General features: G+C 63.9%; 15 protein-coding genes. 6 read left to right on the top strand and 9 right to left on the bottom strand.

The features are described from left to right. Positions 1-88: 88 nt before the first annotated feature. The 3 genes from AC5WNI_RS05400 to AC5WNI_RS05390 all read right to left on the bottom strand — a co-directional run bounded on the left by AC5WNI_RS05400 (position 89) and on the right by AC5WNI_RS05390 (position 3,936). A complete protein-coding gene (locus AC5WNI_RS05400) occupies positions 89-1,543 on the bottom strand; it encodes an N-acetylmuramoyl-L-alanine amidase (RefSeq protein WP_175089746.1) in 1,455 nt (484 codons plus the stop codon). Positions 1,544-1,664: 121 nt separating this feature from the next. Beyond that, entirely contained in the window at positions 1,665-2,150 is a 486-nt protein-coding gene (tsaE, locus tag AC5WNI_RS05395; protein WP_043335197.1) for a tRNA (adenosine(37)-N6)-threonylcarbamoyltransferase complex ATPase subunit type 1 TsaE, read from the bottom strand. Further along, positions 2,131-3,936: an NAD(P)H-hydrate dehydratase gene (locus AC5WNI_RS05390; protein ID WP_495928878.1), complete on the bottom strand. Its 1,806-nt coding sequence runs from the start codon at positions 3,934-3,936 to the stop codon at positions 2,131-2,133. The genes tsaE and AC5WNI_RS05390 overlap by 20 nt, the downstream gene beginning before the upstream one ends. A 306-nt stretch (positions 3,937-4,242) precedes the next feature. On the opposite strand from AC5WNI_RS05390, the gene queG reads away from it, so the two are divergent. Further along, complete coding sequence (gene queG / locus AC5WNI_RS05385) at positions 4,243-5,313, top strand: tRNA epoxyqueuosine(34) reductase QueG (protein ID WP_254627104.1); 1,071 nt, start codon at positions 4,243-4,245, stop codon at positions 5,311-5,313. A 45-nt stretch (positions 5,314-5,358) separates the two neighbouring features. Here queG and orn read toward each other — a convergent pair whose 3' ends face one another. After that, positions 5,359-5,931 (bottom strand): oligoribonuclease, encoded by a 573-nt coding sequence (gene orn / locus AC5WNI_RS05380; protein WP_175089743.1) that lies wholly within the window; start codon positions 5,929-5,931, stop codon positions 5,359-5,361. 183 nt (positions 5,932-6,114) lie between these two features. Between orn and rsgA the strand changes: the two genes are divergently transcribed. Continuing rightward, positions 6,115-7,125, top strand: coding sequence for a small ribosomal subunit biogenesis GTPase RsgA (gene rsgA, locus AC5WNI_RS05375; RefSeq protein ID WP_285460236.1), 1,011 nt, complete (start codon positions 6,115-6,117; stop codon positions 7,123-7,125). Positions 7,126-7,270: 145 nt separating this feature from the next. Here rsgA and AC5WNI_RS05370 read toward each other — a convergent pair whose 3' ends face one another. Next, on the bottom strand, positions 7,271-8,605 hold the full coding sequence (locus AC5WNI_RS05370) for an NCS2 family permease (RefSeq protein ID WP_175089741.1): 1,335 nt from the start codon (positions 8,603-8,605) through the stop codon (positions 7,271-7,273). A gap of 539 nt (positions 8,606-9,144) precedes the next feature. Between AC5WNI_RS05370 and AC5WNI_RS05365 the strand changes: the two genes are divergently transcribed. Both AC5WNI_RS05365 and asd read left to right on the top strand, forming a co-directional pair. Next, positions 9,145-10,008 (top strand): sulfurtransferase, encoded by an 864-nt coding sequence (locus AC5WNI_RS05365; protein ID WP_175089740.1) that lies wholly within the window; start codon positions 9,145-9,147, stop codon positions 10,006-10,008. A gap of 251 nt (positions 10,009-10,259) precedes the next feature. Then, positions 10,260-11,177: an archaetidylserine decarboxylase gene (gene asd, locus AC5WNI_RS05360; protein ID WP_175089739.1), complete on the top strand. Its 918-nt coding sequence runs from the start codon at positions 10,260-10,262 to the stop codon at positions 11,175-11,177. Between the two features lie 485 nt (positions 11,178-11,662). On the opposite strand, the gene epmA is transcribed toward asd, so the two are convergent. Together epmA and efp are read right to left on the bottom strand one after the other, a co-directional pair. Beyond that, positions 11,663-12,733, bottom strand: coding sequence for an EF-P lysine aminoacylase EpmA (gene epmA, locus AC5WNI_RS05355; RefSeq protein ID WP_495929166.1), 1,071 nt, complete (start codon positions 12,731-12,733; stop codon positions 11,663-11,665). A gap of 238 nt (positions 12,734-12,971) precedes the next feature. Beyond that, a complete protein-coding gene (efp, locus tag AC5WNI_RS05350; protein ID WP_175089738.1) occupies positions 12,972-13,538 on the bottom strand; it encodes an elongation factor P in 567 nt (188 codons plus the stop codon). Between the two features lie 91 nt (positions 13,539-13,629). Here efp and epmB point away from each other — a divergent pair, with 91 nt between their 5' ends. Together epmB and AC5WNI_RS05340 are read left to right on the top strand one after the other, a co-directional pair. Continuing rightward, entirely contained in the window at positions 13,630-14,847 is a 1,218-nt protein-coding gene (epmB, locus tag AC5WNI_RS05345) for an EF-P beta-lysylation protein EpmB (protein WP_368448536.1), read from the top strand. Between the two features lie 125 nt (positions 14,848-14,972). Next, entirely contained in the window at positions 14,973-15,332 is a 360-nt protein-coding gene (locus AC5WNI_RS05340; protein ID WP_043335180.1) for a 5-carboxymethyl-2-hydroxymuconate Delta-isomerase, read from the top strand. Between the two features lie 110 nt (positions 15,333-15,442). On the opposite strand, the gene AC5WNI_RS05335 is transcribed toward AC5WNI_RS05340, so the two are convergent. Together AC5WNI_RS05335 and serB are read right to left on the bottom strand one after the other, a co-directional pair. Further along, positions 15,443-15,691 carry a TIGR02647 family protein gene (locus AC5WNI_RS05335; RefSeq protein ID WP_043335179.1) on the bottom strand — a complete coding sequence of 83 codons (249 nt, stop codon included), beginning with the start codon at positions 15,689-15,691 and terminating at the stop codon, positions 15,443-15,445. A gap of 239 nt (positions 15,692-15,930) precedes the next feature. Next, positions 15,931-17,142 carry a phosphoserine phosphatase SerB gene (serB, locus tag AC5WNI_RS05330; RefSeq protein WP_175089736.1) on the bottom strand — a complete coding sequence of 404 codons (1,212 nt, stop codon included), beginning with the start codon at positions 17,140-17,142 and terminating at the stop codon, positions 15,931-15,933. Positions 17,143-17,172 lie beyond the last annotated feature (30 nt).

Below are 17,172 nucleotides of genomic sequence, written 5' to 3'. Positions count from 1 at the left end.
AAGCAACGCATGCCGGAACTGCATCAGCGGACAGTGTCTGCGCCCCGCCAACGCATGGCGCTGTCAGGACGACTTGATGGCGTCGGGGTCAGCTGCGCGGAATCTTGAGCAGCTGGCCCACGCGCACCGTGTCGCCACTCATGTTGTTGGCCTGCTTGATGGCCGCCATGCTCACGTTGTGGCGCTGGGCCACTTCCGACAGCGTATCGCCACTCTTGACGCGATACTCACCGCCGTTGCCACCGCGTGCCTGGCTACGCTGCCATGCCAGCAGACTTGCGGGCGGCGGATTGCGCTCGAAATGGCTCTGGATTCCCGAAAAGATCGAGCGCGCCAGCTTCTCCTGATAGGGGCCGCTGTTGAGGTTGCGCTCTTCCTGGGGATTGGAGATGAAGCCCGTCTCCACCAGCAGCGAGGGGATATCCGGCGACTTGAGCACCACGAAGCCCGCCTGCTCCACCTGGCGCTTGTGCAGGGAATTCATGCGCCCGAGGTTGGCCAGCACGCCGCTACCCGCCGCCAGCGAATCGTTGAGCGTCGCGGTCATGGTCAAGTCGAGCAACACGCCACGCAGCATCTCATCCTTGTCATTCAGGCTGAGATTGCCATCCACGCCCCCGATCAGGTCAGCACGGTTTTCGGTGGCGGCCAGCCAGCGTGCGGTCTCGGACGTCGCGCCGCGGCTTGAGAGCGCAAAGACCGAGCTGCCGTGCGGGCGCGGACTGTTGAAGGCATCGGCGTGAATCGAGACGAAGAAGTCTGCCTTCTGCTCACGCGCGATCTCGGTGCGCTTGCGCAGCGGAATGTAGTAATCGCTGTTGCGGGTCAGGATGGCCTTGAAGCCGGGCTGGGCATCGAACATGCGCTTGAGGCGCTTGCCGATCTTGAGCACCACATCCTTCTCTCGAGTCCCGCTGGGGCCGCTGGCGCCCGGGTCTTCCCCGCCGTGGCCAGGGTCGATCGCGATGATGATGTCACGCTTGGGATGTGCCGCCGCCTGGGTATTGACCACAGGCTCCGCCGGCTCGCCCTTCAGCTTGCGCTTGGCCGCGGCCTGTTCCTGCTCGCGGATACGGGCCTCAATGGGGTCGATGGGATTCTCGACCGCCGACTCGCCGGGGAACTCGAGATCCACTACCAGGCGATTGCCGTACTTGGCATTCGGCGCCAGCGTGAAGTCCTTGGGATTGACCGGGCGCGTCAGGTCGAGCACCACACGCAGGGCATCCCCCTGACGTCCGCTGCGGATCGACTTGATGGCGCTGCCTTCGAGATTCAGCGCGGCGAACTTGCGCTCGACCGCGGCACTGGCCACTTCGCTGCCGGCAAGGTCGATCACCAGACGGCGCGGATTGTCGAGGCCGAAGACCTTGGCCTTGGCGGCACTGTCGAGATCGAACACCAGCCGCGTGTGGTCCGGTGCGGTCCACAGGCGCAGGTTCTCGACCTTGGCGGCCAGCGCCTGCGGCGCCAACACCAGACTGGCAAGCGAGCAGACGACGCCACCCGCCAGCCATCGACGGAAGCTGCGCGCCAGACACATACGGGGGATTTTGGACGCTATTTCAGGCATCAGACAGGATGACCCAGACAGAAAGAACATGAATGAAGATAACGAATGATCGGACACTGCGCCGCCAGACATCGCAAGCGGAACGGCGTCATCATGCCTGAGAGGTTCGGCGCTCGGCCAGTGTTGCCAACCAACCCTCACCTCGCGGTGTCAGGGCAGTCAATTCGGCCTCGCGTCCTTCGTCGGCGACGAACAGCGTGATGCGCAGATCCGGCGTGGGCAGAAAGCCCTGACCACAGCTCGGCCACTCGATCAGCGCCAGGCTGTCGGCGGCGAGCAGATCGCGCCCCCCGATGAACTCGAGCTCTTCAGGGTCGGCGAGGCGGTAGAGATCGAAGTGGTTGATGTGCCACTCGCCACCCTCGGCCCGTGGCAGCACATAGGGTTCCACCAGCGTGTAGGTCGGACTCTTGACCGCGCCCTGGTGGCCATAGGCGCGCAGCACGCCGCGGGTCAGGGTCGTCTTGCCCGCCCCCAGCTCGCCCTCCAGGAATACCAGCCCGCGGCCGGCAAGGATATTTCCCAATTGAGTGCCGAAGGCAACCTGGGCGTTTTCATCAGACAGAAGTATGCGCATCTCGGGCCCGTGGATTGAGCAATAAATGCATATAGGATGCCAGATCACCTGCAAGCAGGCCACGTTCACCACGCTCCTGTACCGCCTGATCGGCGGCCAGGGCATGCACCAGCACCCCAAGCCGTGCCGCCTGCGCCATGGCACGCGTGACTCGCCGGGCCTGCGCCGCCTCATCCTGGGTGGAACGCAGCTGGCGTGCATCGAAACCGCCGTTGAGCGCCTGCGCCGCCAGACCCGCGATGATGCCACCCAGCACATCGCCCATGCCGCCACTGGCCATGCCCGGGTTACCGTAGGGGCAGAGCGCCACCGCCGGCCCCTCGAGCACCCCCTCAGGGCTCGCCACCAGACTGCCCGCGCCCTTGAGCACCACGCTGCCGCCGAAACGCTGCTGAAGCGTTCTTGCGGCTGCGATCCGGTCGTGTTCGATGTCCGCCACACTGCAATCGAGCAAACGTGCGGCCTCGCCGGGATGCGGCGTCAGCACCCAGTCGTCGCGGTGGATGATGTCGCCTTCGCTCGCGCGCCAGGCCAGCAGGCTCAGCCCATCGGCATCCACGACCAGTGGCTGACCCGCCGCCAGCACCCGCGACATGCCGCCCCAGCCCCACAGCATGCTCTCAAGACTCTCGGTACCCATGCCCGGTCCGACCAGCGTCACGCTGGCCTGAGCCAGCTGTGATTCCAGCACGGCGAAGCCATCGTGGCTGCTGCCCTCCGGGCCACTCTTGAGACCGCGCGCCATGACCTCGGGGCAGCGCGTCAGGCTGGCACTGATATGCGCGGGCGCCGTCAGCAGCGCAACCTTGCCGGCACCAGCCCGCGCCGCCGCCTCACTGGCCAGCAACACCGAGCCCCCCAGCCCCGGCCCGCCGCCGAAGACCAGCGCGCTGCCGGTATCGCCCTTGTGGGCCAGCGGCGAGCGCGGCACCAGCTCGGATTCCAGCCAGCGCGGTGTCAGGCGCTGCACGGCATCCTGGGCCAGCAATGCCGCGGTTCGCGACTGCGCGACCACCTCCGGCAACACGCGCGCCGCACCCAGGCGCGCCAGACTGACATGCCCGGCATGCAGCTCGGCGCGCCCGGTATGCAGGCCCGGCTTGTCGACCAGAAACGTCAGCGTCACATCCGCTTCCACGGCGACACCGGCGACCGCGCCCGTCGCGGCGTTCAAGCCTGAGGGCACATCCAGCGCCATGACATGCACGCCCAGCCGATGAGCGTGATTGATGCGCTCGATGGCTTCAACCACGCTGCCGCGCGGCGCATCGCGCAGACCGATGCCGGTCAGTGCATCCACCAGCAAGGGCCAACCCTTGAGCAGCGCATCCGCCGCACCCTCATCGGCCTTTGGCCATGCCAGCGTCTCGACGCCCGCCTCGCGCGCCGCGATCGCGGCCAGCTGCGCATCACCGGTCGAGGCATCCTCCGGCGTCAAGGCGATGACCCGCACCTCGAAGCCCGCCAGCAATGCCAGGCGCGCCAGCAGATAGCCATCGCCGCCATTGTTGCCGCCGCCACACAACACGCACATCCTGCGCGTCTCCGGCCAACGCTGACGCAGCAGGTCAAACGCCGATTGCGCGGCGCGTCCCATCAGGCGCTTCTCCACCGGCGCTTCGCTCTGGCCACTGTCAGCGGCGACGGTTTCCTCCGCGAGCATCCAATACTCCAGATCGCGCAGCGCCGCCAACGGCCACAGGCAGTTGACCGAACGCCACAGCGTCATGGTCTCCGAAGATGCCGGGGGGCAGGTCTGCTCAGAGGTCGATTCGTGCACTGCCATGCCTACACTCCTTGTCTGGGTATTCGTTGCCTGGCTGGATGTTCGTTGCCTGTCTGGACGCTCATTGCCTGTCTGGACGCTCGTTGCCTATCGTGAGGCACGGCGTTGCATGCCGCCTTCCTTTCTACCACCTTTACCTGCCGTGCACGCCCCGACAGGCAGCACGCTTGGGCTGACCGGCAAGTTGCGCTAAGGTGGCGCGCCTCTGCCCTCGATCTCGCTGGAAACCCCATGTCTGCTCCGCACTCCTCCACTGCTGCCGCATCACCTGATGACACCGGGAGCCCCGCCGCCGATGAACAGGCCATGGCGGAGCTGGCGACGCGCATCAAGACATGGGGGCGCGAGCTGGGTTTTCAGCAGATCGGCATCACCGATGTCGACCTCACGGCCCATGAGGCCTATCTGGAGCGCTGGCTGGCCAACGGCCATCACGGCGAGATGAACTTCATGGCCAAGCACGGCACCAAGCGCACTCGCCCTGAAGAGCTGGTGCCCGGGACACTGCGCGTCATCAGCGTGCGCCTCGATTACCTGCCGCCTGAGGTCGAGACCACTCAGGTGCTCAGCCAACCCGAGCGCGCCTATGTGTCACGCTACGCGCTGGGGCGTGATTACCACAAGCTGATGCGCAAGCGACTGGCCAACCTGGCCAAGCAGATCGAGAAGGAGGTCGGCAAGTTCGGCTATCGCGCCTTCGTCGACTCCGCCCCGGTGATGGAGCGTGCCCTGGCACAGAAAGCCGGCATCGGCTGGTTCGGCAAGAACGCCATGCTGATGAATCAGCAGGCCGGCTGCCTGTTCTTCCTGGGCGAACTCTACACCGACCTGCCCCTGCCGGTGGACACGCCCTTTGAAAAGGAACACTGCGGCAGCTGCAACGCCTGCAAGGTCGCCTGCCCGACGGATGCCATCGTCGAGGACAAGGTCGTCGATGCGCGGCGCTGCATCTCGTACCTGACCATCGAGCTCGATGGCGCCATCCCCGAGGAATTCCGCCGCCCGATGGGCAACCGCATCTACGGCTGCGATGACTGTCAGCTGTTCTGCCCCTTCACACGCTTCGCCAAGGCGACCCAGGAGACTGACTTCTCGCCGCGTCATGATCTGGATCGCATCGAGCTGATCCGTCTGTTCTGCTGGGGGGAGCAGGAATTCCTCAGCAAGACGGAAGGCAGCCCGATCCGACGCATCGGCTACGAGAAGTGGCTCTCCAACATCGCCATCGGGCTGGGCAATGCGCCCTGGTCGGAGCAGGTCGAGCATGTGCTGCGCGCCCGCCTGGCCTACCCCAGCGAGCCGCTGCGCGAGCATGTGCGCTGGGCGCTGAAGGAGCAGGCCATCAAGCGCGGCGCCCGCCTGGCCACCGCGCTTTAAGAGCCGTTGCCTCGTGGGCTATCGCTTTGAATTGAGGAACGATGCTTAGACGATGCCCTGCTGGGTCAGCTTGAGGAAGGTCTTGCGGTAATGCGCAAGCTCCGCCAGTGATTCGCGGATATCGTCCATCGCCTGGTGGGTCGCACGCTTCTTGAAGCCGTCGAGCGCGGCCGGATTCCAGCGCTTGGCCAGCTCTTTCAGGGTCGAGACATCGATGTTGCGATAGTGGAAGAATTCTTCCAGCAACGGCATCTCGTGCTGCAGGAAGCGACGGTCCTGATGCACGCTGTTTCCACACATCGGCGAAGCGCCTGCCGCCACGTGCCGGGCCAGGAACTCGAGGGTCTGGCGTTCGGCTTCGGCGGTATCTATCTGACTTTCCTTGACGCGCTTCACCAGCCCGGATTCACCATGGGTGCGCGTGTTCCACTCATCCATCGCCTCCAGCAAGCTGTCCGGCTGATGCACGGCCAGCACCGGGCCTTCGGCGATCAGATTGAGGTCGCCGTCGGTGACCAGCGTGGCCACCTCGATGATGCGCTCACGCGCCGGGTCGAGACCGGTCATTTCCAGGTCGATCCAGACGAGGCGGTCGGCCTGCGCGGTGGGATTTGCCATGGGTCACTCCTTGCTGAACAGATGATGGAATGGCGCGGGACGCCAGTCGATGACAGCAGTATCACACGCCATCCCGGGGCGTCGCACGACACCCGAGGGCGCAAAGGGTACAATCGCGCCGCAAAGGGGGGAAGACTCTCCCATCCCTGGCGAACGAACGGCGACCGGAGTCACCAGCCAAGCATGAGTAAACGCAAGCTAAGCCGCCAGCAGCAATGGCGAATCGAGAAGGTGCAGGCCGAGCGTACCAAGCGCGCCGAAAAGCGCGAGACGCAGGACCGCGACAAGCTCGACGCCGGCGAATATGGCCCGGAGCAGCATGGCCGTGTCATCGCCCACTACGGGCGCAGCCTGGAAGTCGAGAGCGAATCCGGCAGCCTGCACCGCTGCCACCTGCGCGCCAACCTCGAGACGCTGGTCACCGGTGACCGGGTCATCTGGCGCGAAGCCAGCGATGCCAGCGGCGTCGTCGTCGCGCGTGGCGCACGTACCACCGAGCTTGAACGCCCCGACATGCGCGGCGTGCTCAAGCCGGTGGCGGCCAACATCGACCAGATCCTGATCGTGTTCGCCGCCGAGCCCGCGCCGCAACCCAACCTGATCGACCGCTATCTGATCGCCGCGGAAGCCACCGGCATCACGCCGGTGCTGGTGCTCAACAAGGTCGATCTGCTGCCGGAAAGCGGCGGTGAACTGCGCGACCTGCTGGCACGCTATGAAGCACTCGGCTACGAAGTCGTTGCCTGTACCACCCGTGGCGAGTCGGGGCTTGATGCCCTCAAGGCCCAGCTCAGCGATCGCACCTCGGTCTTCGTCGGCCAGAGTGGCGTCGGCAAGTCGTCCCTGATCGGCATGCTGCTGCCCAGGGAAGAGGTTCGCGTCGGCCCGCTGTCGGCCGAATCACGCCAGGGCATGCACACCACCACCACCGCCTGGCTCTATCATATGCCGGATGGCGGTGACCTGATCGACTCGCCCGGCATCCGCGAATTCGGCCTGGTGCACCTGACTCCCGAGCAGGTCACCGACGGCTTCCGCGAGTTCCACGACTATCTCGGCTATTGCCGCTTCCGCGACTGCAAGCACGAGAAGGAGCCGGGCTGCGCCCTGCTTAAGGCCGTGGACAATGGTGAGATCGGCCGCGTACGCTTCGAGAGCTACAAGAAGATTCTGCTCTCGCTGACCGAGAGCTGATCAGGCGCGATCCAGAAGCCGTCAAAAAAAGCCCCGCCAGGCAGTCACTGCCTGGCGGGGCTTTTTCATGCTCGACACTCTCGGGATGCATCACATCATCGAGACACATCACAGCCTCGAGACACATCACTGCCGCTTTCCAGGGCTAGCCTTCCAGCAACAGCAGCAGTGAGAGTGCGAACAGCACCCACATGGTCGGGCGGACCTCGCGCGCCTTGCCGACGCCGAGCTTGATGACCACGAAGCTCAGGAAGCCGAACACGATACCGTGGGTGATGGAGTAGGTCAGCGGGATCATCACCATGGCGATGAAGGCCGGAATCGCATCATCGAACTGGTGCCAATGGATCTTGCCGATCGGCTCCATCATGAACACGCCGACCAGGATCAGCGCCGGAGCAGTCGCGATGGACGGCACCAGCGACAGCAGCGGCGCCAGGAACAGGAACGGCAGGAAGCAGAGCGCCACCACCACCGCGACCAACCCGGTGCGTCCGCCCTGACTGATACCGGCCGCCGATTCGATGTAGGCATTCGCCGGACTGGTGCCCAGTGGCGCGGACACCAGCGCCGAGAAGGCATCGACCATCATCGAGCGTCGGATATTGCGCGGGTCACCATTCTCGTCCTTCAGGTTGCCTGCCTCGGCCACCGCCATGAAGGTCGAGAGCGCATCGAAGAACACCGTGAACAGGATGACGAAGATGAACGGCGCATAGGCCACCTTGAGCGAACCGAGCAGGTCCAGCGCCAGCAGGCCACTGAAATCAGGCGCGGCGAAGATACCGGTGAAGTTGACCAGTGTCGGCTGAGCGATCTCCGGCGGGAAGTAGGCACTGCCATCCCCCCACAGACGCCCGATGGTGGTCGCCATCAGGGTCGTGACGATGATGCCGATGATCAGTGCGCCATGAATGCGCTTCGCGACCAGAATGGCGGTCAGCGCCAGCCCCAACAGGAAGACCACCAACGAAGGCGTCATCGGCGCCACACTGACCACGGTGACCGAGTTGGAGACGATCAGCTTGGCATTCACCAGACCGATCAAGGTGATGAACAGGCCGATACCACAGGCGATGGCGTAGCGGAGCTGAGCGGGAATCGCATCGATCACCAGGCGGCGCACGTTGAACATGGCCAGTACTGCGAAGATGACGCCGGCCCAGAACACGCAGCCCAGCGCGACCTCCCAGCTCATGCCGCCGCCCAGCACCATGGTGTAGGCGAACAGGGCATTGATGCCCATGCCCGGCGCGACCAGGATCGGGTTGCGCGCGTACAGCCCCATCATCAGGCTGCCGAAGAAGCTGACCAGCACGGTCGCCGTGAGGGCCGCACTGAATGGCACGCCGGCGGCTGACAGGATGCCGGGATTGACCACGATGATGTACATCGACGCCATGAAGGTGGCGATGCCCGCCAGCACTTCCGTGCGCGTCGTGGTGCCTTCGGCACGCAGTGAGAATAGGCGCTCGAGCAAGATGATGACTCCCGTTCAGGATGAAGCGATTGAGTAGCAGCTCAGCGTCGACGGGTCGCCGACACGCCGCACCAAAATGACACACATTGAGCGCCAGCACCGCACCCGAAAAGTGCAGCAGCGCCACTGGCGACAGACAGTGTATTGCCTGAGGCCGCGAAGAGGATGCCTCGAGGGCCAATGTTGCATTCGCCACCGGGCGCTGGGCTGAAACAAGGTCTACTGGATCTACTGGTCTATCTCACCAGCTGACCAGAAACCCGTCCTTGAAACTGTCCGGAATCCGGAAGGCTGTCCAGGAGGTCAGGTCGTGGCGCACACTGGGCTTTCACACGTTCGCCCCAGAATGTGACGCGCGGCATTATACTGAAAACATGTCGTTTCAGGGGACAAGATGGCAAGGAATCTGGCGCGACGACACTTCGCCTCACCGCAGTCACTTGATTGCATCTCTTGATCACAGTGACTTGACCACAGTGCCAGCCGACGTGCCATGATGCCGGAAGGATCACTCTCTTCGTAGAAGCAAGGATTACGCCATGTCTCACGATTCTTCACACCCTTCCCCCTCGGAAGCCGACCTGCTGCCCTTGATCGTCGAACCGCAGCAGCTCGCGGAGATGCTCGACCATCCTGATATCGTGATCGTCGACGTGCCGCTGAAAGCCGAGAGCCATGCGCGTCACGTGCCCGGCGCTCGTCTGCTCGACTTCAAGCAGCTGGTCGGCAGCAATGACGATGACATTCCCGGCGTACCGAGCCCCGAGGCGCTGTCTGAGGTGATGTCAGCCCTTGGCATCACCCGTGACAGCCATGTGGTGGCCTATGACGATGAAGGCGGCGGCTGGGCCGGACGCCTGCTATGGACCCTCGCATTGCTCGGCCATACCCGTTACAGCTACCTCAATGGTGGCCTGCACGCATGGCAAGGCGATGGCCTTCCGCTGAGTGACGCCACCAGCGACTGGAGTCCCAGCGAGTATCACGCCGCCTACATGGACACCAGCGTGATGGCGACGCGGGAGGACATTCTCGACCGGCTGGCGGCCGAGGACCCGCAGGAAAGCGTCGTGATCTGGGATGCACGCTCGGCGGAGGAATATCGCGGCGAGAAGGGCCAGAACGCCCGCCTCGGCCATATTCCGGGCGCCGTGCATTTCGAGTGGACCGAGGCCATGGACCGTGAACGCAACCTGCGCATCCGCGACTATGCGGAGCTGGTGACCGAACTGGGCGCTCGCGGCCTCAACCCCGAACAGCACATCGTGACGCACTGCCAGAGCCATCACCGCTCCGGCCTGACCTGGCTGGTGGGTCAAGCGCTTGGCTTCAGCGATGTGCGCGCCTATCCGGGCTCCTGGAAGGAATGGGGCAACCGTGACGACACGCCCATCGAACGCTGAGGGCGCTTGATCGTAGACTGGAATGCCCCTTTCGAACGCCAGCACGCCAAGCCAAGCCATGCCGGAATGACACGCATGGCCTGCCTGGCAACTGTCACCAGGCCCACGACTGCGGCAATTCGCAGGCTTGAGCCGTTATTGGCGATGGGCTAAGGTGCAGCCCAACTGCTGGCCGCCGCTGTTGCCGGCCAACGCCCGCCCTCTCGAGGAGCGGGCTTTTCATTCCTGAAGTGCCTGCAAGGATCGCCATCGTGGATCGCGCCAAGCTGTTTTCCCTGAGCCAGTACCCACTGCCCCAGCACCTGATCTCACGCCTCATCGGCCGTGTCGCCGCCTGCACCAACCCGTGGGTCAAGAACACCTTCATCGAGCGTTTCATCAAGGCCTACGGCGTCAACATGAACGAGGCGCTCGAGGAGAATCCACGTGCCTATGCCTGCTTCAATGACTTCTTTACCCGCGCCCTGAAGGCGGACGCCCGCCCCATCGGTGAAGGCCTGGTATCACCGGCCGATGGCGTACTGTCCCAGTTCGGCAATATCGAACATGGCACCCTGGTACAGGCCAAGGGTCAGGCATTCTCGCTGACCCAGCTGCTGGGCGGCAGTGAAGAGCGCGCCGCACCCTTCCGCAACGGCCGCTTCGCCACCGTCTACCTGTCACCGAAGGACTACCATCGCGTCCATATGCCGGTGGCCGGTCGTCTGATCGAGATGGCCTACGTTCCGGGACGCCTGTTCTCGGTCAACGAAGCCACTGCCAAGCACGTACCGGGCCTCTTCGCGCGCAACGAACGCCTGGTCTGCATCTTCGAGACCGAGCATGGCCCGATGGCCATGGTGCTGGTGGGCGCGATGATCGTCGCGGCGATCAAGACCGTCTGGAGTGGTCAGGTCACGCCGCTTTCCGGTGATGTCGAGACGACCCGTTTCGATCAACTCATCGAGCTGGCGCATGGCGCCGAGATGGGCCGCTTCCAGCTCGGCTCCACCGTGGTGATGTGTTTCCCGGACAGCGTCGAGTTCGATGACGCCCTGACGCCGGGCCAGAAGGTCAGCATGGGTCAGTCACTCGGCATGCGCCCGCCTGCGACAGCACCGGCCCCGAGCGAGTCAGAAGCGCATGCGGCAGAGACAGCGCAGGACACGCCGACCGCAGACGAGAAATAACGCCAGGCCTGGCGCAGCGCGAGCACAACGTGTGCGCATAAAACTCGCACATGAAAATCGAGCATAAAAAAAGGGAAGCCCCTGGCTTCCCTTTTTAACGACAGGAGCCTGACTGCGCTCCTCGTCTTCTTGCCTTGTCCGCGATGAACGCTGCCATCGGGGTGATCACTACCTTCAGTGCCCAAACAGATCAAAGTCCTCCATGACAGGCGTCACGCTCTCACGACGCGACTGCCGGATGATGCCTCGAAGGCTCCGAGGGTTCGAGGCATCATCTGTCGCCCTCTTTCACCATGCCCGATAAAAGAAGACCCGCTGCGACCATTGCCCTGGTCCTGCCATCACCTTGCCTGCGGCTTCGCCGGCAAGCGCCAACCCTCCACGCTGACCTCTCCAGTCTAGTCAATGCACGCTCGGCAAGCGTGTCGGCAATAAACGCTGGGATTCACGCAAATCACATCAAAAGCTGCCTTTAAAGCCTACTCTCAAGCACGTGATGCCGGGAAAGCGATGACCGCCGAGATATCGCGCTCCCCCAGCGCCAGCATGATCAAACGATCCAGCCCCAGCGCCACCCCGCTCCCCGCGGGCATGCCCGCCTGCAGGGCCGCCACCAAGCGCTGGTCGGCCGCTACCTCAGGCAGGCCCCGGGCGACTCGCGCGGCATTGTCTTCGGCAAAGCGCGCCGCCTGCTCACTGGCATCGGTCAGCTCGTCATAGCCGTTGGCCAGCTCGATGCCCGCCACGTAGGCCTCGAAGCGCGATGCCACCCAATCCCCCTCACTGTCCTGGTGCTTGCGCGCCAAGGCAGCCTGCGCAGCTGGGTACTCGGTGACCAGCTCCACGGTGGCTTGTCCCTGCGCTTCTGCGCCCTGTGCTTCTGCGCCCTGCGCCCCAGAGCCCAGGCTCGGCTCGATCACCAGGCTCATCAGCGCATCCAGGCAGGTCTCATGCGACCAGCTATCAGCCGCGACCTCACATTCGCGTGCGCAGGCGGCTCGCAGTTCCTCGAGCGTGGCCGTGAAGGGGTCCAGCGACAGCACACGGCGAAACAGCGCACGGTAAGGCGTGATGGCAGGCCTGGCCTCTGCATCTTGAGACTCACTGAGCAGCGACGGCTGGCCGGTCAGCTGTGCCCCGAGCGCCATCACGCGCAGGATCAGCTCGCAGGTCTCCATCATCATCGCCTCAAGGTTCATGCCGGGGCGGTACCACTCCAGCATGCAGAACTCGGGATTATGGCGACGGCTGACCTCGCCATCACGGAAGGCACGCGCGATCTGGAAGATCGGCCCGCTACCGGCCGCCAGCAGACGCTTCATGTGAAATTCCGGCGATGTCTGCAGCCACAGCGGCACACGCTCACGCTCACCCGGAAACTGCGCGGTCAAGGACAATGACGCGAGACCGACATCCGTCGAACCGGCCCGCCCCAGCACCGGTGTTTCCACCTCCAGCACTTCACGCTCGATGAAGAAAGCCCGCACCTCACTGATCAGACGCGCGCGCTGGACGAGTCGCTCGCGCGTGGCAGTGGGTGCCCAGTCTTCTACCAGGGCAGCGCCTGGCGCGGCAGCGGCTGAAAGAGGTGAAGCAGCGGCGGAAGAATCGGCATCAGACATGGGAAGCTCGAGGAAGGGACCAGCAGAAGACGTTGGCCAACCGGGAGGGCTGATCGACACGATCACCCTCCACGTATGACCAGCACGAAAGAGAAGCACAAATGAGCAGCACAAACGATGATGCCCCGCACGAGGCGAGGCATCAGGGTGTTCACGACGTGAGCGAAAGGGCTCAGGCGCGAGACACGTACTCGGCGCTGCGGGTATCAACCTTGAGGACTTCGCCCTGGTTGATGAACAGCGGCACACGCACCACGGCACCGGAAGACAGGGTCGCCGGCTTGGAGCCACCGTTGGCGGTGTCGCCCTTGAGGCCCGGGTCCGTCTCGACGACTTCCAGTTCGATGAAGTTCGGCGGCGTCACGGCAATCGCGTTGTCGTTCCACAGCGTGATGGTGTAGACGACCTGCTCCTTCAGCCACTTGACGTTGTCGCCCAGCGCCTTGCCATCGACAGCGTACTGCTCGAAGGAGCCATCGGTACGCATGAAGTGCCACATCTCACCGTCGGTGTAGAGGTATTCCATGTCGACTTCCATGACATCGGCGGCTTCGATGCTCTCGCCGGACTTAAAAGTACGCTCCCATACACGACCGGTCTTCAGGTTGCGCAGCTTGACGCGGTTGAAGGCCTGACCCTTGCCCGGCTTGACCAGTTCGTTATCGACGATGGCACAGGGATCATTGTCCAGCATCACTTTCAGACCGGACTTGAATTCGTTGGTAGAATAGTTGGCCATCTTGCTCGCTCTCGACTCGTTAACGGGTCTTGCCCGCCATGAATTCCAGATTGCAGTCAATTGGCTGCAATCATGACTAGAAGTGATGCGCATGATAACCCGAACCCCTGCATCCTTGCATACCATCCCGCACAACAGCCACGAAAGTCGTGCCTCAGAGGCCTTCTCGACTGCCGCTGAAACCCCGTCTGCCCCGAATGACTGGCGTGCACAGCTACGCGACGTGATCCGCTCTCCACAGGCTCTGCTGGAGCGTCTGGGGCTGGAGCGCGAGTGGCTGCCGGGCGCCCGCGACGGGCATGAGCTGTTCGCGATCCGCGTGCCCGAGGCCTATGCCAGCCGCATCCGCGCCAATGACCCCGACGACCCGCTATTGCGCCAGGTGCTGCCGTTGGACGCCGAGACCGACGTGCTCGACGGCTACGTTACCGACCCGCTGGAAGAGGCCGAACATACACCACTGCCGGGGCTGATCCACAAGTACACCAACCGGGTACTGCTGATGGCCAGCGGTGGCTGCGCGATCAACTGCCGCTACTGCTTCCGCCGTCACTTCCCCTATGACGACCATCAGCCCAGCCGCGCGCAGTGGCAGGATATCCTCGACTACCTGCGCGCCGACGAGCGCATCCACGAGGTGATCCTGTCCGGTGGCGACCCGCTGGTCTCCCCCGACAAGCGCCTGGCATGGCTGGTGGAGTCACTGGACGAGATCCCGCATCTCAAGCGCCTGCGCATCCACACGCGCCTGCCGGTGGTGATTCCGGACCGCGTCAATGACGAGCTGCTCGGCTGGCTGGGCACCACACGCCTGCAGAAGGTGCTGGTCATTCACACCAACCATGCCAACGAGCTGGACGATGCCGTCGCTGCCGCCATGACTCGCCTCAAGAGCGCCGGCGTCACCCTGCTCAACCAGGGCGTCATCCTGCGCGGCGTCAATGACAGCGTGGAAGTGCAGACGGCCCTTGCCGAGCGTCTCTTCGAGTGCGGCGTACTGCCCTACTACCTGCATGCCTTCGACCCGGTGCAGGGCGCCGCCCACTTCGCGGTCAGCGATGACGAGGCCTGCAACCTGATGGAAGCGCTGCTTGAGCATCTACCCGGCTTCCTGATGCCGCGCCTGGTACGTGAAGTGCCAGGACGACGCTCCAAGACACCTCTGTCCAAGCCCCCTGTGTCCAAGCCCACAGTGTCCAGGACACCTCCGGGAGTCGACGCCACCACTCACCCTTCGCCGTCTTCCCCTGCGGACGACGAGCGCGAGCCATCTTCGCTCAACCTGACGGGTATCATCGCCAGTGCGTGATTGGCGCACTGGCAGCGTGAGGCAACAACAGGCGGCGTGCCGCACAAAATTTGCTACTATCGCTGGCCAATTTCATCATCGGCACACGCCCCGAGAGGCGTGGCCACGCTCAAGGAGCCCATCACATGCCTCATCTCGTCATTGATTATGCCGACAGTCTGGCCCCCAGCCTCGACATGGACGCGATCATGGATGACCTGCATGCCGCTGCCATGCAAAGCGGCCTGTTCAAGGAAACCGACATCAAGGTGCGCGCGGAAAGCTGGCGTCACTGGCGTCTGGCCGGCAATCAGGCACCGCTGGCGCACAAGCACGGCTTCGTCAATCTGCACTGCCATCAGCTGGAAGGCCGCAGCGATGACGACAAGTCACGTCTGGCGGATATCCTGATGGAGGCCCTCAAGCCTCACTGCGAGGCAGCCCGCGAAGTCAGCGTGGAGATCGTCGAGATCACCCGCGCGACCTATCGCAAGCACAAGGCCTGAGCGCACGGATTCCTCACTGCCCCTGAGGCCATATACGAAAACGCCCCGTGGCCGAAAGCCACGGGGCGTTTTTCCTTCTCGCGATCAGCGATTCAAGCCAGTGGGCGAACTCAGGTGCCCGTCATGGCCATCGGGACGTGAAGCAGGTCATTGAGACGATGGGCGTGCTCGGCGGCCTCACGGCCCACCGACGTCAGATAGCCGCCATCCGGCAGCGTGGTCAACCCCTTGGCATGCAGACGCTCGGCGGCGGCCACCATGTCAGGGCTGGCATCGTGGCGAATCTTCAAGCCCTTGAGAGCGGCATCGTGCGGAAACAGGCACAGCAGGTGCAGTTCATCGTCATAGGGTGACGGCATGGGCAAACTCCTGACGGCGTGGCGAGTGGCATTTCAGTATGGCGTCAACTGACGAGCGACGAGTCGTCGGCGCTTCCCCTCCAGTCTAGCCCTCACACCTGAAAGCGCATTGCTGCTTTGGGACTATTCTGCGATCTGATGACCAGACGACACCGCCCCCATCGCGGCGGCGATGGAGGCGGTATCACTCACACACTGGCTTGTGACTCAGCCCGGGCGTTCAGCGGCTGAATCACGGATCAGTGCTCGAGATCCTGCTGACGATAGCCCATCAGGTAGAGCACGGCATCCAGGCCCAGAGTCGAGATCGACTGACGCGCCTGTTCACGCACCAGCGGCTTGGCACGGAAGGCGATGCCCAGCCCCGCCTCGGCCAGCATCTTGAGGTCATTGGCACCGTCACCGACGGCGATGGTCTGCTCCATGCGCAGGCCATGACGCTCGGCGATCTCGCGCAGCAGCAATGCCTTGCGCTCGGCATCGACGATCGGTTCACGCACTTCACCGGTGACCTTGCCATTGACGATCACCAGCTCATTGGCGTGGATCTCATCGAAGCCCAGTAGCTGCTGAAGATGACGCGCGAAGTAGGTGAAGCCGCCGGACAGGATCGCGGTGCGATAGCCCAGCGCCTTGAGGTTGGCCATCAGGCGCTCGACCCCATCCATCAGCGGCAGATTGGCAGCGATATCGGCCAGCACCGACTCATCCAGGCCTTCCAGCTTGCTCATGCGTTCGCGGAAGCTTTGCTTGAAGTCCAGCTCGCCCCGCATGGCCCGCTCGGTGACTTCCGAGACTTCCTCGCCGACACCGTGACGACGCGCCAGCTCGTCGATCACCTCGGTCTGAATCAGCGTCGAATCCATGTCGAAGCAGATCAGGCGACGATGACGACGCCAGATATCATCTTCCTGGATCGCGATATCGACACCGTGCAGCGCGCCCAGCGCCAGCGCCTTCTCGCGCAGGGCGTCGATGTCGGTGTCACTCTCCGGCAGGCGCAGCCAGCACTCGACACAGGCGCCTTCGGCCGGTGACTCGCCATCCAGCGGCTCACGCCCCGACAGACGATGCATCAGCTCGACGGTGATCCCGAATTCGGCTGTCAGGCCACCGACCTCGGCCAGAATGCCGGCCGGCAGGCACGGCGCCAGCAGCGTCAGAATCCAGCGCGGGCGCTCCGCCTGATGGCTCCAGCGCGCATATTCCTCAGCACCGACCTGCACGGCCTGCACATCCAGCCCCAGCTGTTCACCGGCGGCGGCCAGCGCGGCCTCCAGATCGGACTCCGCACCGAGAGCCACCAGCGCTTCCAGCGACACCAGCCCGAAGGTCACGCTCTGATTGATGTCCAGCAGTCGTGCGCCGCTGCGCGCCAGCGCCTGACCAAGCCCTGCCAGCTGTCCTGGACGAGCCGTACCGGTGGCACGGATCAAGATACGTTGTGTCATTGGAAAATCATTCCTGAGCAATGAATCATC

The sequence above is a fragment of the Cobetia sp. PDI-12MA genome (assembly GCF_059507695.1).
Note: the sequence above shows the minus strand (reverse complement) of the source record. Positions and strands in the feature narration are given on the sequence as shown.